The organism is Pseudocalidococcus azoricus BACA0444, from assembly GCF_031729055.1.
In the GTDB taxonomy this organism is placed as follows: domain Bacteria; phylum Cyanobacteriota; class Cyanobacteriia; order Thermosynechococcales; family Thermosynechococcaceae; genus Pseudocalidococcus; species Pseudocalidococcus azoricus.
The window spans coordinates 309,974-333,219 of sequence record NZ_JAVMIP010000001.1 but is presented as its reverse complement, the minus strand read 5'-3'; the positions used below and the strand labels follow the sequence as shown (position 1 = coordinate 333,219).

24 protein-coding genes are annotated in these 23,246 nt (G+C 49.2%); 9 read left to right on the top strand and 15 right to left on the bottom strand.

Annotation, left to right across the window (positions count from 1 at the left end):
• Window positions 1–5: 5 nt before the first annotated feature.
• Complete coding sequence (locus RIF25_RS01650; RefSeq protein WP_322876817.1) at window positions 6–2,831, top strand: tetratricopeptide repeat protein; 2,826 nt, start codon at window positions 6–8, stop codon at window positions 2,829–2,831.
• Between the two features lie 39 nt (window positions 2,832–2,870).
• The gene (locus tag RIF25_RS01645) at window positions 2,871–3,734 is read left to right on the top strand and encodes an Rpn family recombination-promoting nuclease/putative transposase (RefSeq protein WP_322876816.1); all 864 of its coding nucleotides are present in this window, start codon (window positions 2,871–2,873) and stop codon (window positions 3,732–3,734) included.
• A 65-nt stretch (window positions 3,735–3,799) separates the two neighbouring features.
• On the opposite strand, the gene mscL is transcribed toward RIF25_RS01645, so the two are convergent.
• Both mscL and RIF25_RS01635 read right to left on the bottom strand, forming a co-directional pair.
• Window positions 3,800–4,228 (bottom strand): large conductance mechanosensitive channel protein MscL, encoded by a 429-nt coding sequence (gene mscL, locus RIF25_RS01640; protein ID WP_322876815.1) that lies wholly within the window; start codon window positions 4,226–4,228, stop codon window positions 3,800–3,802.
• Between the two features lie 46 nt (window positions 4,229–4,274).
• On the bottom strand, window positions 4,275–5,111 hold the full coding sequence (locus tag RIF25_RS01635; RefSeq protein ID WP_322876814.1) for a M48 family metallopeptidase: 837 nt from the start codon (window positions 5,109–5,111) through the stop codon (window positions 4,275–4,277).
• A gap of 178 nt (window positions 5,112–5,289) precedes the next feature.
• Here RIF25_RS01635 and RIF25_RS01630 point away from each other — a divergent pair, with 178 nt between their 5' ends.
• The 5 genes from RIF25_RS01630 (at window position 5,290) to RIF25_RS01610 (ending at window position 9,650) form a co-directional block, all read left to right on the top strand.
• A complete protein-coding gene (locus RIF25_RS01630; RefSeq protein WP_322876813.1) occupies window positions 5,290–5,661 on the top strand; it encodes a hypothetical protein in 372 nt (123 codons plus the stop codon).
• A 9-nt stretch (window positions 5,662–5,670) separates the two neighbouring features.
• The gene (locus RIF25_RS01625) at window positions 5,671–7,581 is read left to right on the top strand and encodes an NYN domain-containing protein (protein WP_322876812.1); all 1,911 of its coding nucleotides are present in this window, start codon (window positions 5,671–5,673) and stop codon (window positions 7,579–7,581) included.
• A 103-nt stretch (window positions 7,582–7,684) separates the two neighbouring features.
• Entirely contained in the window at window positions 7,685–8,620 is a 936-nt protein-coding gene (locus RIF25_RS01620) for an NAD(+) kinase (protein ID WP_407682296.1), read from the top strand.
• Between the two features lie 226 nt (window positions 8,621–8,846).
• On the top strand, window positions 8,847–9,419 hold the full coding sequence (locus RIF25_RS01615; protein WP_322876810.1) for a Uma2 family endonuclease: 573 nt from the start codon (window positions 8,847–8,849) through the stop codon (window positions 9,417–9,419).
• A 9-nt stretch (window positions 9,420–9,428) separates the two neighbouring features.
• Entirely contained in the window at window positions 9,429–9,650 is a 222-nt protein-coding gene (locus RIF25_RS01610; protein WP_322876809.1) for a DUF29 domain-containing protein, read from the top strand.
• A gap of 85 nt (window positions 9,651–9,735) precedes the next feature.
• Here the strand turns inward: RIF25_RS01610 and RIF25_RS17050 are convergent, their stop codons facing one another.
• Window positions 9,736–10,101 (bottom strand): transposase, encoded by a 366-nt coding sequence (locus RIF25_RS17050; RefSeq protein ID WP_407682277.1) that lies wholly within the window; start codon window positions 10,099–10,101, stop codon window positions 9,736–9,738.
• Window positions 10,102–10,145: 44 nt separating this feature from the next.
• Window positions 10,146–10,532: a helix-turn-helix domain-containing protein gene (locus tag RIF25_RS01605; protein ID WP_322876601.1), complete on the bottom strand. Its 387-nt coding sequence runs from the start codon at window positions 10,530–10,532 to the stop codon at window positions 10,146–10,148.
• A gap of 342 nt (window positions 10,533–10,874) precedes the next feature.
• Here RIF25_RS01605 and RIF25_RS01600 point away from each other — a divergent pair, with 342 nt between their 5' ends.
• Complete coding sequence (locus RIF25_RS01600; RefSeq protein WP_322876808.1) at window positions 10,875–13,403, top strand: sigma 54-interacting transcriptional regulator; 2,529 nt, start codon at window positions 10,875–10,877, stop codon at window positions 13,401–13,403.
• A 5-nt stretch (window positions 13,404–13,408) separates the two neighbouring features.
• On the opposite strand, the gene RIF25_RS01595 is transcribed toward RIF25_RS01600, so the two are convergent.
• The 4 genes from RIF25_RS01595 to RIF25_RS01580 form a co-directional block, all read right to left on the bottom strand.
• Window positions 13,409–14,134, bottom strand: a complete 726-nt coding sequence (locus RIF25_RS01595) for a hypothetical protein (RefSeq protein WP_322876807.1) — start codon at window positions 14,132–14,134, stop codon at window positions 13,409–13,411.
• A gap of 177 nt (window positions 14,135–14,311) precedes the next feature.
• Window positions 14,312–15,091, bottom strand: a complete 780-nt coding sequence (locus RIF25_RS01590) for an EAL domain-containing protein (protein WP_322876806.1) — start codon at window positions 15,089–15,091, stop codon at window positions 14,312–14,314.
• Window positions 15,092–15,269: 178 nt separating this feature from the next.
• Window positions 15,270–16,436: a homocysteine biosynthesis protein gene (locus RIF25_RS01585; protein ID WP_322876805.1), complete on the bottom strand. Its 1,167-nt coding sequence runs from the start codon at window positions 16,434–16,436 to the stop codon at window positions 15,270–15,272.
• 14 nt (window positions 16,437–16,450) lie between these two features.
• Window positions 16,451–18,202, bottom strand: a complete 1,752-nt coding sequence (locus RIF25_RS01580) for an alpha/beta hydrolase (RefSeq protein ID WP_322876804.1) — start codon at window positions 18,200–18,202, stop codon at window positions 16,451–16,453.
• Between the two features lie 504 nt (window positions 18,203–18,706).
• On the opposite strand from RIF25_RS01580, the gene RIF25_RS01575 reads away from it, so the two are divergent.
• A complete protein-coding gene (locus RIF25_RS01575; protein ID WP_322876803.1) occupies window positions 18,707–19,327 on the top strand; it encodes a hypothetical protein in 621 nt (206 codons plus the stop codon).
• Window positions 19,328–19,363: 36 nt separating this feature from the next.
• Here RIF25_RS01575 and rpmE read toward each other — a convergent pair whose 3' ends face one another.
• From rpmE to rpsK, 7 genes are all read right to left on the bottom strand, one after another.
• Window positions 19,364–19,624, bottom strand: coding sequence for a 50S ribosomal protein L31 (gene rpmE, locus RIF25_RS01570; RefSeq protein WP_322876802.1), 261 nt, complete (start codon window positions 19,622–19,624; stop codon window positions 19,364–19,366).
• A 64-nt stretch (window positions 19,625–19,688) separates the two neighbouring features.
• Window positions 19,689–20,099 (bottom strand): 30S ribosomal protein S9, encoded by a 411-nt coding sequence (rpsI, locus tag RIF25_RS01565; protein WP_015125752.1) that lies wholly within the window; start codon window positions 20,097–20,099, stop codon window positions 19,689–19,691.
• A gap of 4 nt (window positions 20,100–20,103) precedes the next feature.
• Complete coding sequence (rplM, locus tag RIF25_RS01560; protein WP_322876801.1) at window positions 20,104–20,568, bottom strand: 50S ribosomal protein L13; 465 nt, start codon at window positions 20,566–20,568, stop codon at window positions 20,104–20,106.
• A gap of 42 nt (window positions 20,569–20,610) precedes the next feature.
• On the bottom strand, window positions 20,611–21,459 hold the full coding sequence (gene truA / locus RIF25_RS01555; protein WP_322876800.1) for a tRNA pseudouridine(38-40) synthase TruA: 849 nt from the start codon (window positions 21,457–21,459) through the stop codon (window positions 20,611–20,613).
• A 12-nt stretch (window positions 21,460–21,471) separates the two neighbouring features.
• Window positions 21,472–21,822, bottom strand: a complete 351-nt coding sequence (rplQ, locus tag RIF25_RS01550; protein WP_322876799.1) for a 50S ribosomal protein L17 — start codon at window positions 21,820–21,822, stop codon at window positions 21,472–21,474.
• A gap of 21 nt (window positions 21,823–21,843) precedes the next feature.
• A complete protein-coding gene (locus RIF25_RS01545; protein ID WP_322876798.1) occupies window positions 21,844–22,800 on the bottom strand; it encodes a DNA-directed RNA polymerase subunit alpha in 957 nt (318 codons plus the stop codon).
• A 26-nt stretch (window positions 22,801–22,826) separates the two neighbouring features.
• On the bottom strand, window positions 22,827–23,219 hold the full coding sequence (gene rpsK, locus RIF25_RS01540) for a 30S ribosomal protein S11 (protein ID WP_322876797.1): 393 nt from the start codon (window positions 23,217–23,219) through the stop codon (window positions 22,827–22,829).
• Between the last annotated feature and the right edge of the window lie 27 nt (window positions 23,220–23,246).

Sequence of the window (23,246 nt, the reverse complement as noted above, 5' to 3'; positions counted from 1 at the left end):
TAAAAATGACCAATCCATCCATCACAGACATTCCCCAGGCCCTGAAAACAGCCCAGCAACATCTCCAAAAACGGGAATTTGACCAGGCCCAAGCCCTCTGCCAGCAGGTACTCAATATTGCCCCCAATACCCCCGGTGCGTTTTATCTTTTGGCGTTAATTGCTGATCAACAGGAAAAATACCCGGATGCAATCCAACACTATCAGCGGGTGATCCAACTCCAGCCCGATAACCACACCGCCTACAACGATCTGGGTAATGCCCTCCAACGCAGCAAAAACGTTCTCCAGGCCATTCCCTGCTACCAAAAGGCCATTGCCCTCAAGCCCAACCATGCCCAGGCCTACAGTAACTTAGGGGTCGCCTATCAAGACTTAGGACGTTATGAAGAAGCCCAGGCTGCCTATCGCCAAGGCATTCAAGTTGAACCCACCTACCCCCATACCTACTACAACTTAGGGAAGTCCTTTCAATCCCAAGACCGTCTAGAAGAGGCAATTCTTACCTATCAACGCTGCATCCAGATTGATCCCACCTATGCCATGGCCTACAACAACATGGGCCTGGCCTTTTACGATCTCGGACAAGTCGAACCTTCCCTGAGAGCCTATGAAAAAGCCCTAGAGATTGATCCCAGCTATGCCAATGGACATCAAAACTATTCCCTAGCATTGTTGTTGGCAGGCAATTATGCCCAGGGGTGGCAAGAATATGAATGGCGCTGGCAAGCTAAAGGCCCCGATAATCGCCCCCCGCGTCCGTTTACACAGCCTATCTGGGCCGGCCAAGACCTCAATGGCAAAACCATCCTGATTCACTCTGAGCAAGGTTTTGGTGACACAATTCAATTTGTCCGCTATGCCACGATTGCCGCAGCCAAAGGGGGACGGGTGATTGTGGAATGTCAGGGGCCACTGGTGAGTTTAGTCCGCACTGTCCTAGGAGTCGCTGCCGTGATTCCCCGCGGGGCTGATTTACCCGATTTTGATACCCATGCCGCGACCCTGTCTTTACCCTACATTCTCAAAACCACGGTTGAAACGATTCCTAACCAAGTCCCCTATCTCCGGGCTGATGGTGTTTTTCTACCCTTACCAGCCCCCCAAAAACCAGTCCGCCTCAAAGTCGGGATTGCTTGGGCCGGTAGTCCGGGAAACCGGAATGATCACCGCCGCTCTTGCCCCCTACATCACTGGCTGCCCCTGTTAAACCTTCCAGAGATAGAATTTTACAATCTCTATAAAGGTCCACGCCTGCGAGAAATGCACACCTTATTTCATGAGGGGAAAGTTCAAAACCTGAGTGAACGGATGCGAACCTTCGCGGATACGGCAGCGTTGATGGCTCAATTGGATTTGATTATTAGTGTGGATTCTTCGCCGGTGCATTTGGCGGGGGCCTTAGGTAAGCCGGTCTGGTTATTACTCTCCTGTGCCAGTGATTGGCGGTGGTTGCAAAATCGCACCGATAGCCCCTGGTATCCGACAGTGCGAATTTTCCGCCAGTCCCGGTCTCAAGATTGGGATAGTGTTATGGCCGAGGTGATCACCGCCTTAAAACAAAAGTTACAATCTGCCAGTTTGCCTCCCCCAGTCCCGATTACTTTCCCCACCCTGCCAGCCCCCTTAAGGACTCATCCGCCCCGTCCGGCCATTGGCATTAGTTGGGAAATCGGAGTCACAACCGGTTGGCGAGTGTATGGCTTGAACTTAACATTATCTCTTCTTAAAACTGAACAATATTTTCCCTTGCCCCTGACTCCCTTACCGGAAGCCCAGGCCCTGAACCCGCTCCATCGGACTCTGATTGAGCCAACTCTCAACCATCAAACCCAACTCCGACAAATTCTCAGTCAACACCCCGCCAACGAGGTTCTCCAGGCCAATTTTGTTTGTCTCCATGCTTTAGGAAATAACTGTGCTTCTTTGCCACTCATGGAACGACTCCGGGGACAAGCCAATATCGGAGTGATTTTTTCCGAAGACACGGCCTGGGAAGCTGAAGCAGTGACCAAAGCAAATTGTTATGACCAAATTGTGGCGGGTTCGGCCTGGAATGCTGAAATTCTCCAAAGCGTCGGGATTAAAAACGTGACAACTGTTCATCAAGGCATTGATCCCACCCTCTTTCACTCGGCCCCCAAAGCAGGATTATTCGGGGATAAATTTGTTATTTTTTCTGGTGGAAAACTGGAATACCGAAAAGGTCAAGATATTGTCATTGCGGCCTTTCGCGAATTTTTGGCCTGCCACCCGGATGCTCTTTTAGTCACGGCCTGGCATAATCCTTGGCCGAAAACGATGGCTGAAATTGAGCGGGTCGGCCATGTCCAGGGCATACCTTCTCACAAAAATGGGCGTTTGGATGTGGTTCGCTGGCTTGGTGAAAATGGCATTCCGCCCCAGGCTGTAGTGGATATTGGGGCTGTGCCGAACCCACAAATGCCGCCGATTTACCGAGAAGCAGATGTAGCCATTTTCCCAAATCGCGGTGAGGGGGGGACAAACCTAGTCGCGATGGAGTGCCTGGCCTGTGGAGTCCCAACCATTTTGTCTGCTAACACTGGACATTTGGATTTGATCGGGCGTTTAGAAAACCCTACTCATTGCTATCCGCTCAAAACCCAGGCCCCAGTTACTCCAACCGCCCAATTTCGCGGCACAGACGGCTGGGGAGAATCTGAGGTTGCCGAAATTATCCATCACTTAGAGACAATTTACCAGAATCCTTCAGAAGCCCAACAACGGGGTCAAGCCGCCGCCAAGTTTATGACCGACTGGGCCTGGGATAAGCAAACCAAACGATTATTACAAGTCATACCGGGCCTGTAAACCCAGTAGGTTCAGAATCAAGATATTCCTGGTCTCATCATGACCTCCGACAACCTCTGTAAATCTCTTGTGGAGAGTAATCCTAGGCCCTTTGTCACATGGCTATTAGGGGAATCGGTGGCTGAGGTAAACATCCTGAAAACAGAACTTTCCGTAGAACCGATCCGGGCAGATTTTGTCAGCTTTTTAGGAGTCGGGAATCAAATCTTGCATCTGGAGTTTCAAACCCAAGCCGACCCAGATATGTCCTTAAGAATGCTCGATTACTACACCCGGCTTTATCGCCAATATCACCGGCCAGTCAGGCAAATTGTCTTATTTTTGAGAGAAACGACCTCAACCGCTGTGCAAGTAGATTCTTTTGAAACCGCCAGCACCCGCCATCGCTATCAAGTTATTCGTCTCTGGGAAGTAGAAGCATCAGAACTCCTCGCCTTTCCGACTCTCTGGCCCTTCGCAATTCTAGCCAAAACCGCAAATCCTGAATATCTGCTTACTGATGTGCCCCAGCGATTAGAGAGTTTAGAAAACCGAGAAGAGCGGCTCAGCTTAACCACATACACCTATCTATTGGGTGGGCTAAAGTTTAGGAAAGAAATGTTGCAGCAACTACTACGGGAGGAGATTATGCGAGAATCTGTCACCTATCGGGACTTAGTGGAAACCAGCGAGCAGAGCGGACTTCAACATGGGCTTCAGCAAGGCATCCAGCAAGGGCGGCAAGAAGGTGAGATTGAGCTAACCCTGCGGCTCCTTAACCATAAATTTGGCCCCCTTTCGGATAGTCTCCAGCAACAAATTCGCAGTCTTGATATTCCCCAACTAGAAAGTTTGGCTGAAGCCCTGTTAGACTTTCAGAACACCAACGACCTCGATAACTGCTTCACCCAGGCCCCGAACTAAATCCAATCCAGAAATTTATCCATCAGACTAATTTTTTGGGGAATAAAGTTGTCCTGTCGCCCACCTTAGGACTGACTTTTCGGGGGAAGTTCTGAAGCACAGGCCCGGCATTTGATTGCAGCAATGGGAACAAGTTCCAAACAGTACGGACATTCCCGTTCAGAAACTGGTGGGGGTGGGGGCGGGCTTTGACGAATCACGACGCGAATGATCAAAAACATAGCCAGGGCAATCACAACAAAATCCAAGACATTGCCTGCGAAACTGCCAATCTTCACCCCCGGCCCAATGACAATCTCGCGCCAATTGCCACCCGGAATTAAGGGGTTAATTAGGGGCATTAAAATATCGGCCACAAAGGAGGAAACAATTTTCCCAAAGGCACCTCCCACAATGACGGCTACGGATAAATCAATCACATTACCCTTGACTGCAAAATCCCGAAACTCCTGCCAAAATTGCCGTCCCCCGCGTTTGACCCGTCGCGAAACCATTACGCCTGTATTCTCCATAATTTCTAAGAAGGCTGGCCCTATCCTACTAGATCAGTGATTTACGGGTGTAGGTGCGCAACAGTTGCCCATAGGCGGGGCTATCAAACCAATTTAGGAGTTCCCAGGCCCGCAGCACCGGTAAGGGATGGGTGAGTTGGGCTGTTTGGACATCTTTATACAGATCACCCCATTGATCTCGATATTGACTGTAGGCCTGGGCCTGGGCCAGAAAGGCATCCAAGTTCAGTTGATCCTGGTAGGTGCGACTTCCCCCACAGAGTTTCATCAACACCGAAGCCACAACCCGCGCATCCTGAGCCACCAACAACGCCGCCCGGTCACAGGTTAATTCGGCACAGCGTAACCACTGCATGAGTTGGGTTTGCAGGCCTTGGGCCAAGATCGTTCCCCAGGGATTAAGTTGCCCCGCAGCCAAGAGAATCAAATTAGCCAAGGTGAGGTAAACCCCATGTTCACATTTAAGATGACCGAGTTCATGGGCAAGCACGGCCTGGATTTCCGCTGGAGTGAGTAGATCTAACAGAGACGTGTGTATGACGATAAAGGGTTGCTTGCCGCGCATGGCCAGGGTGTAGGCGTTGGGAACTGGATTTTGGCGGACATAGAGTTGCGGCACTTCCACATCTAAAATTTCACAGGCCTGGCCCAAGAGGGCGTGGAGTTCCGGGAGTTGGTTGGGGCCGACTAGGAGGCTCGAGCTAATATTTTCCAGGTAAAAAACTGGTTCAGCCACGGGGGCCAGGAGGTTACGCACGAGGAGATCCATGCCAGGGAGTTGCTTCAGGGCCTGGGTTGCCTGCTGATCAAGGGGATGGCGAAATTGATCTGCCTTTAAGCCAACTAGGGAAATTGGTGGGGCCATGGAACTGAATCTCGCAGCACAGTACTGTCCATTGTAACCAACGGCATTTTCTGCTTTTTCAGACTGGAGAGAATTTCTGCACCAATCCGGCTACCGACTTACTGTAAACCTTTGTAAAACCTAGGATTTGACATTAAACTATGGGGAGTTGATTCTTTTCTTAAGAGTAGGTAGCGGTATGGGGTTATTTGATGGGTTGTTGGGGGGCAAGAAAGCAGCCAAGGCGGCCAATCCTAAGCCAGACAAGCCAAACCAAGAGTTTTTTCTAGATCCCGATGAAGCAAAGACCTTTGGCAATATTGACTATATGCGCACGGCCAAGGCAGTCCGAAAAACCTTTCCCGCCACCGGAGGAGCCAAAGAGGGAGCCGAGGTGATTGAAGTGGTTTCATCCTTGGAAAAAGTGGATCTAGAAGCCCAGAATCGGGCCACCATTGAGCCTACCCTGGAAGAAGTGAATCAACCAGCCCCAGAGCTTTCCGAACGGCGGCAACGGGATAACAATTTGGATATGTTCCGCAATATGGCTAAGGACTTACGCAAGTCTTAGACTCGTTTTATGAATCTGTTTCGCTCCCCAACTCAATCTTGGTTAATTATTACCCTCAGTACCCTGGCTGCTGGCACCATTTCTACTCTGGCCCTGACGTTGAAAGACCCAGTGGCGATTATTTTCAGCAGTGGCCTGGGGGCCTTGGGAAGCAGTGCAATTACCCAATCTCGGAAACAAGAGGAATCAACTCCTAAAGATCGTCCATCCCAAGCAACAGACCCAAATGGGATCGAACCAGGCCGGGTGACTCTTGTCCATGGTAATCCCGTTGCCCCAGAAATTCCCCCCCAGCAAGGGACTATTTCTAAATTGAAGACCGTTATTTTATTTGATATTGAAAATTTAACAGAAGGCTATAAAAATCGTAACGGCCATATCTATCGCGTTTCCATCAAGGATATTTTAGACCGGATCACCGCTGTCGAAATTGTTGGGGAAATTGTCGGTCAATATGCCTATGCGGATTGGAGTAATGATGCTCTTAAAAGCATTCGTCAACAAATCAGTCAGTTGGGGATTAAACCCGAGCAATTTATTAACTTTGAACATGACATCAAGAAAAATGCCACAGATATTCAACTCTCTGTGGATGCGATTCACCTAGTCCATCAAAACCCGATTATTGAATGTGTGGTGATTGTCTCCGGGGATGGTGGCTTTGCCTCCCTGGCTGAGAAACTCCGCTGGTATGGAAAAGTTTTGGTCGGTTGTGCCTATGACAATTCTGCCAGTAAAAAACTCCAGGCCATGTGTCATCACTTTATTCAGATTCCCTATCCGGTTGATCAACGCCAACGGAACCCAGTCAGTCCCAATGGTGAAGTACTCTCCTCCAGCCCCCCCCGACCAATCCTGCGTAGCCAGAACCGCACCAGTGAAGCAGCAGCAGAAACCATAACGAACCTTTCCCCAGATAGTCAAGAGGCTCCCCCTAAAACGGCTGATCTGGAATTACCCCCTCTCCCACCCACACCCCTAAACGGCACCAACCTCACCGATCCCACTGGCGATCCCCAGCTACCCCTCAAACCCCGCAGAAGACGAAAACGCACTGGCGCAAAAACTTCCGAACCCTCTAATGCCAGTCCAACCCCTAGCTCAAGAAAAGCAATGGTGGTGTTTGCGGATGGCCTGGTCGCTCAACTCTCCCCCCTCACCTCTAGGGAGCCAATTGAAGCGGCGCGCAAAATTCAAGAACTTCTAAACGCCTATTTTTATCTCTCCCCTAAATCGCAGACGTTTCAAGCGGAAGGCATTTTCCCCAGCCTAGTTGAGCCAATTATTTATGCGATTATTCCTCACCTCAAGCAAATTTTTCTCCCTTTGGGAATTGTCCGCTTTAATGAATACCTGCGTTTTGCCTGCCAGGACTCAGAATTTTGTTTGGCACGGGCTGGAAATTGCTTAAAACTCTTTTGCCGCTCTTATATACCCGAACCTTTTAGCCTTGAACCGGATGTTATACCTAAGCCCCTTCATCATCCCGACACCTATCGGCAGATCCTGGCCACAGACTTTGGCGAACTGTTTAACACCAATGGCGACCTATTTCAGGAAAACTTACCTAGCGCGTCCATTTTGGCAATCATTGGCCAGGCCCTGCTTGAACTTCGCCCCAGCCACCAAGACATGAATACTTTCCTCCATCAAATTCAGTTGCCCCCTGATCTCCAGGCCTCGGACAATGAAATTAGACGCTCCCTCTATGTCTGGCGCGCGGCTGGGGTTTTAAAAATTGATGCCGAGTTGCCAAATATTCGCCTGATTAGCCTTAGCTCGGAAATCAATTCCCGCTTTGACCTCCACCAGGCCTTGCTGAATACGCTTCATGCCAAGCTGACTGCTATCCTGGCGACAATTTCAGAAACCATCAACGGCGAAGTTTTAGACTCCCTACTCTTTAGTTTGGAGATTTAGTTGAGAGCCTTAGTTTAGAACTCTAGTATTGCCTTGCATTTGTCCAGACTATAACTGTACTTACACCCCCCTAAAAACTGAGTCAGTCTCAGGAGTGTTTGCTGTGGAATTAGCCCAGGCCTTGATTGTTTACAAAGCTGGAGATGCCTTTAGTCAACGTTGGGCCGAAACCTTGGGGCAGATCCTCGAACAAGAAGGGTGTCGGATTCTCGTTGGCCCCAGTGGCCCCCAGGATAATCCCTATCCCGTGTTTATGGCCTCAGTCAATCGCCCGATAGATTTGGCCTTTGTTTTGGGGGGAGATGGCACAGCCCTAGCCGCAGCCCGACATTTAGCCCCTGAAGGTATTCCAATATTGGCGGTGAATGTGGGGGGACATCTGGGATTTTTGACGGAACCCTTTGAACTGTTTCAAGATACAGCCACCCTCCTGCAGCGACTCCGAGACGATCAATATGCCATGCAACAACGGATGATGCTCCAGGCCCAGGCCTATGAAGGGCCGCGACCCCAATCTGAACCTGTGGGAGAAAAATACTTAGCCTTAAATGAAATGTGCATTAAACCCGCATCAGCCGACCGGATGTTGACCGCCATCTTGGAAATGGAAATTGATGGGGATGTGGTGGATCAATATCAAGGGGATGGGATGATTGTCGCGACTCCGACTGGATCCACTTGCTATACAGTCGCCGCCAATGGGCCAATTATTCATCCGGGGATGGAAGCAATTGCCGTTGCCCCGATTTGTCCCTTAAGTTTATCCAGTCGCCCGATTGTTTTACCGGCCCGCTCGGTTGTTAGCATTTGGCCCCTCGAAGATCGCAACTTAACGACCAAACTCTGGATGGATGGGGTTTTAGCCACCTCGATTTGGCCAGGCCAGCGGGTGGATGTTTTCATGGCTAATTGTGAAGCCCGATTTATTGTTTTGAAAGATCATTACTCTTTTTATCAAACACTGCGGGAAAAACTCCACTGGGCCGGCGCGAGGATTCACTACAACAACCACTATGGCCAACGCAACGGTAAAGGCTAAGTGCTTAAGTTACAGAGCTAGAAAATTTTATTATTGCTGCATTAAATTAGACCTAGGCCTGGGAATGAAAATGTTAAGTTATGGGATATAGCCTTAGGCAGACTGCTCTGAGAGAAGAGAAATGTCAAAAAGACTGCCCATCAAGCACTGTCCCCGTCTCGCCTTGAATGCGTAACGCCATAGCCATGAACCAAAATTTTTGCCAGGGGTGTTAGGGAGAAAGACCATGATTGCCCAACCAGACGTTAAGCACTATAGTCCGGCAGAGTATCTGGCCCTAGAGGAAACCGCTGAGTTCAGAAATGAATACATTGACGGAGAGATTATCCCCATGACCGGCGGGACAACATATCATAACCAAATTGCCCTCAACTTTTGTCGCCTTTTTCCCCTCACCGTTGATGATCAGGACTATTACACCTATATCAATGATGTCAAAGTTTGGATTGAACCTTGCCGAGTCTATACCTATCCTGATGTTTTAATTACCGAGGGTCAACCTATTTATCAAGGTAACAATCCGGTGGTGGTGACAAACCCCAAGGTGATTATTGAGGTGTTATCAGACTTGACAGCGAATTATGACCGGACTGAAAAGTTTGGATTTTATCGGTTGTTACCCAGTTTGCAGGAATATATTCTCATTTCCCAATCCGCCTATTATGTCGAGCAATTTAGTAAACGGGATGATGGGCAATGGTTATTCCAGCCAATTGAAGGTCAAGAGAGTGTGTTGGCTTTAATGTCAATTAATTTCCAGATTTCGATACAGTCTTTGTACCAACGGGTCGTATTTTAGGACAGTTCCATGATACTTAAGCAATCATTATATGAGCAGGATTTTTATGCATGGGTTAATGAGCAAGCTCAGGCCTTAGCCCAACATCAGATTAAACCTTTAGATTGGGAACATCTCGCCCAAGAGTTAATATCTATGGGGATTCGTGAAAAAAACGAAATTAAGAATCGGTTAGTGATTTTATTCGCTCATCTCCTAACATGGTTCTATAGCACTACCCAACTGCTATAGGACTATTTATAAATGCATTATTTACACATTCATGAATCGAATCAAAGGCATTTAGCGATTTCTTCATGCTATTCTTTAATGTAGATCAACAACGTTCGATTGGATTGAGGTCTGGTGAATATTTAGGCAAATACCAGAGTTGACAATGCGCTTCTTCAATTACTTGTTCTAAGTCTTGTCCTTTATGAAAAGAGGCATTATCTAAGATAATTTTAGTGTTGGGTTTAAGTTGAAGTAATAACTTGGTTTTAAACCACTCTTTTATTAAAATTCGGTTGCATGACCCTGAAAAAACTAAGGGGGCAATTAACTGGTGATTGTATAGAGCAGCGACCCAACTCACTCGCTCACGCTTGCGACCGCATTTAACGCCATAGCATCGGGTTCCTTTGAGACTGTAACCATAAGGGTAATGATCTCGATTAGCTACGCATGACCTGTGGTCTACAATCCCAGCTTCGTCTATGTATAGGATGGTTCAAGGGGCTGTTTCTTTTAACTGAGCCGTAAATTTATTGCGTTCGTCTTCATCTTTTTCTGCATAGGTGTAGGTCTTTTTTTTGGGGTTATATTCAACTTTTGCAGAGCGCGACTAACATCTTGCTGAGTAATATTATGACCCCATAAATCTGCTAATTGCTGTTGAGTCTTATCATTATTCTCAAGAACAAATTCTCTGAATTTATCCAGATTATCTATTTTGGGTTTACGTCTTTGATGATGATAAGAAGGAGGAGTATATGAGCCAGTTTCTACATAACGTTTTATCCAAGAATCTAGAGTATTTCGACTAATATTTAGAGTTTTACATAGCTGCGCTTTTACTGCTCCTCTAGCGACTGCTTCTAAGGCTTTCTTCCGTAAATCTTCGCTGTAACTCATGGTTGTCTCCCTCATCTTACTTGACAATAGATAAGTTTAATTATAGCTCACTTATTAATGGGTATTGCTATAGAAAGTGGAAATGTCCATCAGATTTATGTAGATGAACTGGGCGAAACCGACTCTCTGCCCTTGAATTTGATCAAACTGATCATGACTTCTGATGCTAAGGAGAGCAGCAATTGAAGACCCTGGCCTGGTTAGTCAACTTTCCTTGTTCTAAGAACGATGCATCCCTAATCTGAACCCCTGCCACAAACAACCGGCATCTCCCCCTGGGAGGAGATAATACATCACTCTTCCGGCCTGGGATAATGGAGATACCCTTGGCCTGGATTTGCCATGACTCCTGATACTGCTTTGGTTTGGCTCCAATCACACCCCCCGTTTGCTGCCCTCAGTGATTCCTTGCAAGAAACCATTGCAACTCACTTAGAATTAGTTTTTTTGGGGGCTGATCAACGCCTTACTCCTCCCAACACCAGGCCACCGGGATTATTTTTATTAATTGCGGGTGAGTTAGAAAGTCAAACCAGCACAGGCCTGGGACAAACTGAAATTCTCTTTCCGGGCGCAGTTTTATTTTGGGCTGAACTTCTCCTCCAGCAACCGATTGCCAACCCAATTACTGCCCTCACGGCTGCGGAACTCTGGCTATTACCCCAGGCCAAATTAACCGAACTGATTAACCAGCACCCGGAACTGTCCCAGGCCCTCTCCCAACAACTAGCCGTCGCGGTGACAACTCTTACCAACCAACTCAGCCGCGAGCAGGAACGCCAACAGATTCTCCGCCCCTATATTGTTCCCCAGGCCAAGCGTGGGATTATTGGCAAAAGTCGCTATGCAGTCCAACTCCGGCAACAGATTAAAACCGCCGCCCAAGGCCAGGAGAATGTGCTGATTTTTGGCGAACCAGGCCTGGAAAAAGATAATATTGCAGCCCTGATCCACTTCGGCTCCCGGCAACGGCGACAACCCCTAATCAAAATTGCCTGTGACAAACTGCAACTGAGTGGAGCCGAACTTTTTGGCCGATCTGGGGGAAAAACAGGACTCTTGGCCTGGGTGGGTACGGGAACCATCATCCTCAACAATATTCAAGATTTACCCGCCCCCCTATGGCCAGCAATTCTCAATCTCTTAAAAACCAATACCTATCAACCAGTTGGGGCAACGGAGTCTAGCCCTGAAGTGACCTTTAGCCGCAACCAGGCCCGGATTATTTTAATTGCTGAAAAAGCCGATACGCGTTTGGACAAGGTGATTGCCACCAGGATTAAAGTACCTCCCTTACGGGTTCGCAAGGCCGATATTGAAGCCCATGTGGACTATTACATCAGCTTGATTTGTCGGGCCCGTTGTTGCGAACGAGTATCCCTCACCCCAGAAGCCCTCCGCCGCTTACAGAGCTATGACTTTCCCGGAAATTTAAGGGAATTGGCGGGCCTGGTGGAGCGGGCTGTGAATCAACGCGGGGAGCGGGCAGACTTAACGGAAGAAGTATTCTGGGCTGCTGAAGGGAAAAAACGCCGCTTTCGGGTCAATCTACTGAATGTCTATCCCAGGTTGCGCAGTTTCCTGAGAAGTCCGGCCTGGCCCAACTGGCTCAACTATGGGATCACAACCTGGGTCTTTGCGGCAGTGGTGGCGATTCTCTTTTGTGGGCCACAAACACGGGATCAGAATTTTGCCTTGAACTTGTTTTGGTGTTGGTGGTGGCCATTGATCCTGATTGGCTTTCCCTTTGTTGGGCGGCTGTGGTGCGCGGTTTGTCCATTCATGATTTATGGCGAACTGACCCAAAAACTTTCCCTCTGGCTCTTTCCCCGCACCCTAGAAAAATGGCCAAGACAAACGGCGGAAAAATACGGGGCCTGGTTTTTATTTGCCCTGTTTGCCCTCATTTTTTTATGGGAAGAACTCTGGGATTTACCCAATACGGCCTATCTGTCCAGTTGGCTTTTACTTTTGATTACAGGCGGGGCGGTGATTGGCTCCTTGCGCTTTGAACGGCGATTTTGGTGTCGCTATCTCTGCCCGATTGGCGGGATGAATGGCCTGTTTGCCAAGCTTTCCATGACGGAACTCCGGGCCCAGCAGGGGACTTGTGGGGCAGAATGTTCAACCTACCAATGCTATAAAGGCGGGCCTGCCCTGGGGGAAGGGTTAGAAACCAATGGCTGTCCCCTCTATTCCCATCCAGCCCAATTAGTCGATAACCGGGATTGTGTTTTATGTATGACCTGCCTCCAGGCCTGTCCCCATCGGTCTGTTGCCTTGAATTTGCGTCCCCCCGGCATTGAACTTTGGACGACCCATACCCCCCGCCCGGCCGAAATTGCCCTGTTGTTGTTACTCTTAGGGGGAATTTTTCTGCATCATTTACCGGATTTAGAATACTTGAGCGGCTTTAACTGGCATCTGGAAAATTTTTGGTTCCATGGCCTGGCTTCCGTAGCGGTTTTAGGTATAGCGGCGTTGATTCCGATTTTGGCCTATGGCGTAACCTGGCTATTCTCAGGAAACATTAAACCGCGTCCCTGGTTGGAATTAGCCTATGGGTATTTGCCGTTAGTTTGGGCCGGAAACTTAGCCCATTATTTACCCTGGGGTTTAGGAGAAGGGGGCAAACTTTTACCAGTGGCCGCAGCAACGATTGGGTTTAATGGCATTAGTTTACCGATCCTTGTAGCCCATCCGGCAGTGATTGCATTTTTACAAGGGGTTGTGATTCTCTTTGGCCTGGGGGTGAGCCTCTGGTTAAGTCAACGGATTACCCGACAATCATTAAAACTGCTGTTGCCCCATCAACTCGGACTTGGCCTGGTGGCAGGAGCTTGTTGGTGGATACTTTTAGGCACAACTTGACCGGATTACAAATTACCGCTGTTGGTTGGATTCTCCTTGACGGTGGCATTAACCGTAATTTTACCGATACCTCGAATAGTCGAAAGCATGGGTTGAACCTGTTGCAGTTGGGCTGAAGTTTCTGTTGTTCCAGAGATCGTGATGTTTGTATCTTTCACGTCAACCACTAACTGATTATTCGGGAAAGATGCTTGCAGTTGCTTAATCGCGGTATTTTTCAGGTTGCTATCAATTTGGCCGGCAGTGAGGGCTGGCGCAGTCGCAACGGTAGGTTTAGGCACAGCAGAACTGGGATTAGTCGTGGTTGGCTTGGGGGCGGCAATGGGCTGATTGATCACAGTAGTAGTTGAGGGTGTACTCGGGGCCTGGGGAACATTCACAATCGTCACGTTGGGTTTCTCATTCACCTGGGTTTGCGGTGCAGGAGACTTGGCATAGTTAGGGACTAATACAGCAGCAGGCTGAGGGGTGTTGGGACGAGTCATCATATAAATGGTGCCAGCGGTCAAACCTCCCACGCAAGCCACAATAATCCCAATCAAAACCCCTTTAGAGATATTTCTATCAGCCTGATTTTCTCGCTGATTTTGCCGTTGTTCCTCAATCAGTTGACCATCCATGTAGCCATTGCTATAAGCATGAACAGTTCCTTCCGGATCTCGATACTCTACATGAACATTTCCTTGAGCATCTTTGTACTCCCGATGAAGTTTCCAATTCGCTCTTTCCATCTCATTTCTGTCCACGATCTGATTTATCCTCGCGATGGGAATCTTTACTTTAACTATGACTGAGGACTGTTTCAAATCAGGTATAAAGATTGGTTTCTGGATAGGGTCAAATCAAACTAGGATACTGTCAATTATCACCATATAAACTTTGCAAGAATAATATAATTTGAAATACTTTTACGTTTTTGGAGATAGCTCTGAACCCCACTGCGGTTCTCCCAAAGCTTCAAAGGCCGGTTTGGCAAAGAAATAGCCTTGCACCAATTCAATACCCATCTCTTGGATTGAGGTCAATTCCGCCGCAGTTTCGATTCCCTCCGCAATTGGAGTAATGCCTAAATCCCGGCAAACGTGCAAAATTCCTTTAACAATGGCCTGGCGAATCGGATCCGTTTCAATGTGGCGAATCAGGGCCATATCCAACTTGAGAAAATCTGTTTGAAACTCTGCTAACAAGTTCAGCCCCGCATAGCCGGCCCCAAAGTCATCAATGGCGGTCTTAAAGCCCCGTTTTTGATAGTATTCAATGATTTCCCGTAAATGGGCCTGGTCCTCAACCCGTTCCCCTTCCGTAATTTCAAAAATAATTTGGTCAATGGGAAACCCATATTCGTCAGCAGCGGCTAATGTTGTCCGAATACATAACTCTGGGCGATATACGGCATTGGGCAGAAAGTTAATGCTCAAGTAGCAGGGCATTTGTAACTCTGATGCCAGCTTGATGGCCTTGACCCGACAGGCCTGGTCGAAGCGATAGCGATTGGTTTGATTAATTTTCTCTAAAATCATCCCGGCTGGTTCTTGATGAAGGCCGCGCACAAGGGCTTCGTAGGCAAAAATGCTCTGGGTTTGAATATTTACAATCGGTTGGAAGGCCATGGTAAAGTCAAAGCCCAAATCCGCCCCGTGCAAACATTCTCCACAGCCCAAATCACAAAAATCCTCTTGAACAATCATCAGAAACCACAACAATTAATAAAATAATGGCCAGATTTTGACTCCTCTAGAAATTATGGCTTGACAGTACCATCACGGCCTTGAGTCATCAGGCATTTGGCGGTGAACGGCCATTCCCTTTGATTATCCCCCGGATAGCCGTCTGCACCAACAACTCGTTAAATTTCCGACCGGCGGTCTAGCTTTCCCAGAGGTTTTGGGGTAGAAAGGCCCGATCCATAGCCAAAGGGGCAACGGGTTCGGTTAATAAAAATTTTCCGGTTTGGATCCAGGCCTGGAGTTCTTTGGCCACTTGCCGACCGAGATAAATACTACTTAATGGCGCAGTACGGACGGTTTTTCCTTCAATTTTGATCTTCCCAGACTTAAGTTGCGCATAACTGACCAGGCCAAAGGTGGGACGGACTCGACGCGGAATTGAAAAATCCACCACCGGGGCCACCACCTCCTCATCTTGTACCGCACAGTGATAAATGACCCGTTCATCCAACACAGGTAAGGGAATTCCCACTCCTAACATTAAAGAGGAACCATAATGCTTAAAATAGCAGCCCCGCACCCATTCAGGTGTCATGGTTTTAGCATCACCAATTAAAGCCAGAGTCGCCGCTGGGCCAATGGGAGTTTGATTTTCGAGGCGTTTTTGTAAGGGAAAATGTTGCGTCCCTTCCCAGGCCACATAACCAATTCCACCCCCTAAAAAGATCCGTGTTCCAATCCCAATCAAACGCAAGTGAGGATCATTCAGCAACGGAGCCGAAGCCCCTGGATGGGCATAAACCGCATTACCAAGTTGGGGTTGTAGAGGGCCTAGATAAGTATGAAGTAACCGTTCACCGCCATTCACCCCAACAATAAAATTTTGATAAAGATTCCGGGGATTATAGAGATAAAACTGGTTGATGGTGTCTTTGGTAATTGTGGTTTCAAAGCTGGCCCGTGGATAACAGTCCGTCACTTGGCCCGTCGCCCGCAGTTGTACTGGCTTCCCGGCAATGAGATTGGCAATGACCTGCCCCCCGCCCCGTTCTTCCATGTCTGTTTCGAGGGGAGATTCCACTGCTTTGGCTGCCCCAATGTACAAATCCACAGCCCCAAACCCCGTATAGGCCGGAACCCCATCTAACCAGCATTGCCGCAGCTTAATCGGCGGATCCGTTGGCCCCAGGTTGATCATCCCCCCTGATGCTTCCATTGCTTCAAAGGTGCCGGTAGTTACCACATCCACCCGGTTGGCAATTTCAGGAATCCCCAACTCCTTGGCCTGGGCTTTCACCTGATCGACTGTCCAGACAGTTGCTCTGCCAGCTTGGATTTTGGCGTTAATTTCGGCAATGGTGCGCATGAAAACAATAAGCTCTAGTGGGCCAGCATAACAGGAGGGGGCGAAACAGGTTGATCTAGGTTTTGCAACGCGGAATTGAGGGCTGTCGCATTCCAGGCCTGAGTAATGTGAATGGTTAAGGGAGGTTGACTCAAGGCCTGGGCCGCCGCCGCACTCAGATAGACCTCCATCGATTGATCCTGGTGGAGATAGGTATTCACAAAGGCTAAACTCAACGCCCGTAAATAATATCGCGATTGGCGTGGAGTCGGGCCAATTAGAGCTATTGGGATCGGCATCCCTGTGGTATCAGCTTGGGATTGGCCAATGGTAGAAAAATGGGTCGCCTCATCCATCAAGACCAGATAGCGGTGGGGAGTCTTGAGCCAAGTAAAGGGAAGTACCTGTTCGGCTAGGGCTGGGGCAATGGTATCGGCACTCCCAGCAACTATCATCACGGGAACGCGTACCGCCGCTAATCCAGCCGGACCAAAAATTTTGCTACTGATGGGGTTGATAGCCAAAACGGCCTTGACGCGAGGGTCAGTCAAGTTATCTGTATCTGGAGGAAGCGACAGGGCCTGGCATTGGAGGAGGAGTGAGACATTCAGGGAGGCACTGAGGGATGGTGGACAATTTTGCTTCAGTTTGGCCCGATTTAAGGCTGCGCCTGCCAATCTTAAGGCCGTATATCCACCAAAGGATTGCCCAATCACTAGCACTTCTTGGGGGTTGACGCGTCCTGGCCAAGGCCGTAAATAGGCGGGATATTGGCTTAACTGATTCAAAATAAATGAAATATCCAAGGGACGATCAATAAATTCCTGCCCAGCCCGCAGACTGTCCGAGTCTCCCCCTGAAAAGGACAATAAATGTTGCATTGAGCTACCCGGATGTTCAATCGCTGCCACCGCCAAACCATGGGAGGCTAAGTGTTCCCCCAAATAGGCATAACTGTAGCGATCGGCACCTAAACCGTGGGAAATCACCACGAGGGGAATCGGGGTGGGTGGGGGTGGCGTGGGTAGATAGACTTCTACATTGAGGGTGCGGGGTTGGCCTGTGCGCGCCAATCGGATTGAGGAATTATCAGTAACCGTCCAAGAAAGAACCTGGACACGCCAAGGCCCCGGCTCCGTTAAGGCCTGCATGGATTGGGGCGAAATCGGGGCCTGGTTAGCCGCCTCAGCCTGGCTTTGTTGACGGACACTAGCCAAAACAGATTGACTCTGCCGCACTAGCAGTTGAAAGGTTTTCAGGATTTCTAAGCCCTTGGTTAAATCTACCCGCATTGCTTTAGCTGGATAGTGACGAATTAAGCTCAAGGCCGAAAGTCCTTGGGGATCTGTAGCGGCGAGAATCAGGGCGGCCCGTAAGGCTTGGGCATTGGCCTGGCGCGATTCTGACTGAACCACCGTACTGACCTGTTCCAACATTGCCTCACCCAAGGGTGAATAGAGTAACTGGGCCACTGCCACAGGCTCCAAGATTAATCGTTCTTGCAATGCTGTGCGTAGCTGTTCCCGTTGATGAGGGGCCAAAGCGTCTAAATAGGCTCGTAAACGTCTAGAGGTCTTTCCAGTTTCAGCGTAGTGGGTTAACTCTGACAAGCTAATGGAGCGTTCGAGAATGAAGTAACTGACGACAACCCGCTCTGCCCCAAATACAAGAATTGGCTGTCCCCAGGCTAACATCACACCGATCACCCCAACCCGCATAACCCGCGCCAGAGACTGAATCAACGGTCGCACATCAGCCAACTGGAACAGGGGGCGATAACTGTCCACAACATTTGCCCTAACAAGATTGCCAAGAACTATCGGGATGCTTATAGCCTAGGGCCATGCCCATCAACCCATAGGTAATGTTAAACCCTAACCCTAGAGAGACCCTAGGAAAGCTGAGGATGCCCATCAGTCATGTCATAGGCAATGACTTTTAACAGCTTCCTCTAGTTTAGTCCGAAATTTAACTCCGCCGACCGCCACAACTTAACAGAATGGATTGGCGGCAAACATAAATTAACTTAAGAAATAGAACTATTAACTGAGAACTTAGATATCTGAGACGAGGCAACAAAGAAAAATGCTACCTGGGCTTTCTTAATAAACACGGTTACTGAGGGTTACTCTAGATGGTTGAGATAACTCACTCAGGACTAAGTAGAGGTCGGGCAGAAAATACTTTGTCGGCAATGCTTTTGAGGCTTATTTTCTCTTAGAAAATCTGAGTAACGTTATAATGGCTAGCACTCTGACCTTCGTTAAATATCTTGGTCTGACAACTCATCCATGAACTTGAAAAAAAAGGATACACCGATATCCCCCTTTGCGGAGGTGATTGCCACCAGTACGGCTGAGTTTACGGCCCAATGTCTAGAGAGTCCAAATTTAGATTTTCCGGTTTTACCAGGCCTAGGAAGTTGGGTTAAGACCATTGATGAACTGAGCGGGCAAACGGTTTATGCCATTGTCTGTTATGCTGCGGCTGCTCCGATGGACTCTATTCATCGGGCCCAGGCCTTGGGACTGAGCCTCCAGCAATTGCGCCTAGAGCAGCCCCAGATTTTTGCGATGATCAAAGCTGAATTTCGGGCCGCAATTATGGGCTTTCAAGGCAATGGACAAACTTATCAGCATCTCCCACCTCAGCCCCCCCAACTCCACCAGGCCGTCTATCCCTGCACTGGTCTGGAACTCAGCCCCTTTGCCCAAAATCCCCTATTTTTACGGACAATTCTGCATTTCAGGGGCGGCCCAGTGGATGCCGTCATCGCAGCCACCTTACGACAAATGTATCAGCAGCAAAACTATGACCAGGCCTGGTTAATCCAAGCCGGCCGTAACTTAAATACTCTCCTAAAAGAAGACTATGACCGCCTCCGGGGAATTCTCGAACAAATTCATCCCTAAAGACAGCCAGACTGGAATTTAGGTTTTTGGCAAGGCTTATTTTTTGTCTTGACTCGCTTTAGCTTTGGTCGGCCGATTGCCCTTGACCGCCCCTTCCCGACTATATTTCCGGCGGAATCGCTCGACCCGACCTTCAGCATCGAGAATTTTCTGAGTTCCAGTAAAGAAGGGATGATTCCCTGACCAGACATCCACATGGAGTTCCGGTTTGGTTGAGCCAACGGTCATGACTAGTTCGCCGTTGCAGTAAACTTTGGCTTCGGGATACCACTCAGGATGAATATTTGCTTTGGGCATAGTTAGGCTCCGATGTACTGAAAGAAAAGATTGGCTGATTTTTAAAAGGTTGCGAATTGCCAAATTAACGTTTGGAATATTGCGGGGCTTTGCGCGCTTTCCGCAATCCATATTTTTTCCGTTCCTTAGCCCGTGGATCCCGAGTGAGATAGCCTTCCACTTTCAGGGGTTTACGATTTTCCCCATCCAACTGGCATAAGGCCCGGGCAACACCTAAGCGAATGGAGTCGGCCTGGCCGGTTAAACCACCGCCATGGGCATTCACAAGAATATCGTAGCTACTTTCCAGCCCCAGGGTTTCTAGGGGGGCTTTGGCGAGGGCAATATAGCCGGGGTTGAAATTGAGATACTGCTCACCGGGGCGATCATTGATGATCAGTTGACCCGTACCGGGGACAAGACGCACCCTGGCAATCGAAGACTTCCGCCGGCCCGTACCAAGATAAACAGCCCGCTTAGATTCGGCAATTTGCATGGAATTACACTCCTGGGATTGTAGAAATGGTTAGAGTTTCTGGCTTTTGGGCCGTGTGGGGATGATTGGGGCCAGCATAGACTTTCAGTTTAGTGAACAGTTTCCGTCCCAAGGAATTTTTGGGCAGCATCCCTTTGATCGCTTGCTCAATAATCCGCTCAGGAATCCGGGCCTGGAGTTGGGTAAAGGTCTCCGTTTTCATCCCGCCGGGCCGACCCGAATGGCGGCGATACACTTTTTGGCTCCGTTTTTTCCCCGTAACCGCCACTTTCTCCGCGTTGATAATCACTAAAAAGTCACCTGTGTCCATGTGGGGGGTGTAGGTGGGTTTGTTTTTTCCCCGTAACACGCGGGCTGCTTCGGTTGCCAAACGCCCTAACCGCTGATCGGCAGCATCAATGACGTACCATTGGGGTTCCAGTTCCGCGACAGGGGGTAAATAGGTTTTATTTAGATTCGTTGTGGTCATAGGATTATTCTCATGGTGATTAGGCAGTGACTAAGCAAGGGATCAAGCAATGGACAAATCTGGATGAGCCGGGGATAGACACCAGCGAGGCAAGGTATCAAACCACACCTCCTGGGATAGAGGAAAATCTGGATAGCCAACCCGCAATAAGCAAAGTCCCTTGGCCGGAGCCGAATACTTGACTTCATCGCGACAATTTTGCTGCCAAATCCGGGTAAAGTCTAAACTAGAACGCTGCCCAGAGCCAACCTGTACCAATAGGCCAACTAATAGCCGCATCATCCCGTAAAGAAAGCCACTGGCCTGGACTTCAATTTCTACTACTGCCCCCCGCCGTTGACAGGAGACTTCTTGAACTTCCACCCAAGTATGGGGACGACTTGATCCAGCCCGTTCAAAGGTGGCCAGGTTTTGCTGCCCAAGGAGTGGCTCTAAAGCTGCCTGCATTTGACTGACATCAAGATCGTGGTGATAGTAATGCCAGGCCAGGGGAGCTAAAAACAAATTCGGCAGCGGATCCGTATAGAGGGTGTACCGATACCGCCGCCAAATCGCCGAAAACCTTGCGTGCCAGGGCAAAGAAACCGCCACTGCCCCCCGAACTAAAATGTCCTTGGGTAACCGACCATTGAGGATGGCTGGCCAGCGATGGGCAGGAATTACAGCATTGGTATCAAAATGGGCGACTTGGGCAGCGGCGTGTACCCCAGTATCAGTGCGACCGGCCCCATGTAAACGAACCGGTTCACCGAGCACTCCACTAATAGCCGACTCAATTTCGGACTGGATGCTCCGTTGTCGGGGTTGCCATTGCCAGCCATGATAGTGAGTCCCCAGGTATTGAATAACCAAGGCGATTCGCTGTTGTGTATCTCCGACCAGGCCTGCCATGATAGTTGCTCGTTAAACTAACTCAATCACAGCCATTTCCGCATTATCACCCCGGCGGCGGACGGTGCGGATAATCCGGGTATAACCACCAGTCCGTTGGCCATAGCGTTCAGGGGCCTGGGCAAAGAGGGAATGGACTAAGTTCTTGTCAAAAATGTATCCCAAGGCCTGCCGTCGCGCTGCTAGTGATCCATCCTTAGCCAGGGTGATCATTTTGTCCGCATGGGCTTGAACAGCTTTAGCTCGAACTTTGGTGGTGGTGATCCGACCGTGGCGAATTAACTCCGTGGTTAAACTCCGCAACAGGGCCTTACGTTGATCCGCAGGCAAACTTAACTGGGGGACACGACAACGGTGACGCATAATAATACCTCCAAGACTCCACTAATTACGGGCTGGTTTCTGGGGTGGCAAGGTAATCCCCAAGTGTTTTTGCAGGGCTTCGATCACTTCTTCCGCTGACTTTTGCCCAAAGTTCTTAATTTCAAGCAAGTCTTCCTGGGAATATTCCAGGAGATCGGCCACCGAATTGATTTGGGCCCGCTTCAAGCAGTTGTAGGCCCGCACCGATAAATTCAAACTTTCAATTTGAATTTGACCAGCTTCATCATTGTCATCCCCACGGGTAAGTTCCGCCGTATGGAGGGGAGCTTCCTTGAGGGGATTAAATAATTCCACCAAAATGCTTGCCGATTGGCTCAATGCTTCTTGGGGGCTGATACTGCCATTCGTCCAAATTTCCAAGGTCAAACGATCCTTGAAGGGGCGATCATCCTCTCCAGGCCCCCCAACCCGAATATCATCAACGGTGTAATTCACCTTCTGGACAGGCATAAACACCGCATCGAGTTGCAAATAGTCAAGGGCCAAACGGTCATCTCGACTGCGATCAATGCTCCGGTAGCCAGTTCCCCGCTCAATCTTGAATTCCATTTCCAAGGTCGCTTCCGGCATTAAGGTGGCAATGTAATGGCCTGGATTAATGACTTCAACATCGGAAGACAGTTGAATATCATCGGCTGTGACGGTTGCAGGCCCTTGGATATGCAGGCGACCAATTTGGGGTTCATTGGTATAACTACGCAAAACAAGCTGCTTCATTTGCAGGAGAATATCCATGACATCTTCCCGCACCCCCGGAATGGTCATAAATTCATGGGTGACACCTGCAATTCGGACGGCGGTGACTGCTGTTCCCACCAAGCTAGACAAGAGGATACGCCGTAAGGCATTGCCAACAGTCATCCCCTGCCCCCGTTCTAAGGGTTGGAGGACAAAGCGGCCATAATGGCTGGAATCGGGATTAACCCGAGTTTCTACACATTCAATCTGATAAGACATTGAGCCAAATTCTCCTGCTGTTAGCTCTAAACTCGTCGCCGTTTGGGGGGCCGACAACCGTTGTGGGGAATGGGGGTGACATCCCGAATCAAGGTAATTTCCAGGCCTGAGCCTTGGAGGGCGCGAATTGCAGTTTCCCGTCCCGAGCCTGGGCCACTGACCATCACCTCAATCTGGCGCATTCCCTGGTCAATCGCCCACCGGGCCGCACTGTCCGCTGCAGTTTGAGCCGCAAAGGGAGTCCCTTTTTTGGCCCCCTTAAAGCCACTGGAACCGGCAGAGGCCCAAGAAATGACCTCACCGTTGGTGTCCGTAATCGAAATAATTGTGTTATTGAAGGTGGATTGGATGTGGGCCACGCCGCTGGGAACATTGCGCTTTTGCTTGCGCGGGCCGGAACGTTTGGGGGATGGAGCCATAACTTAAACCTGAATCATGTGCAGTAG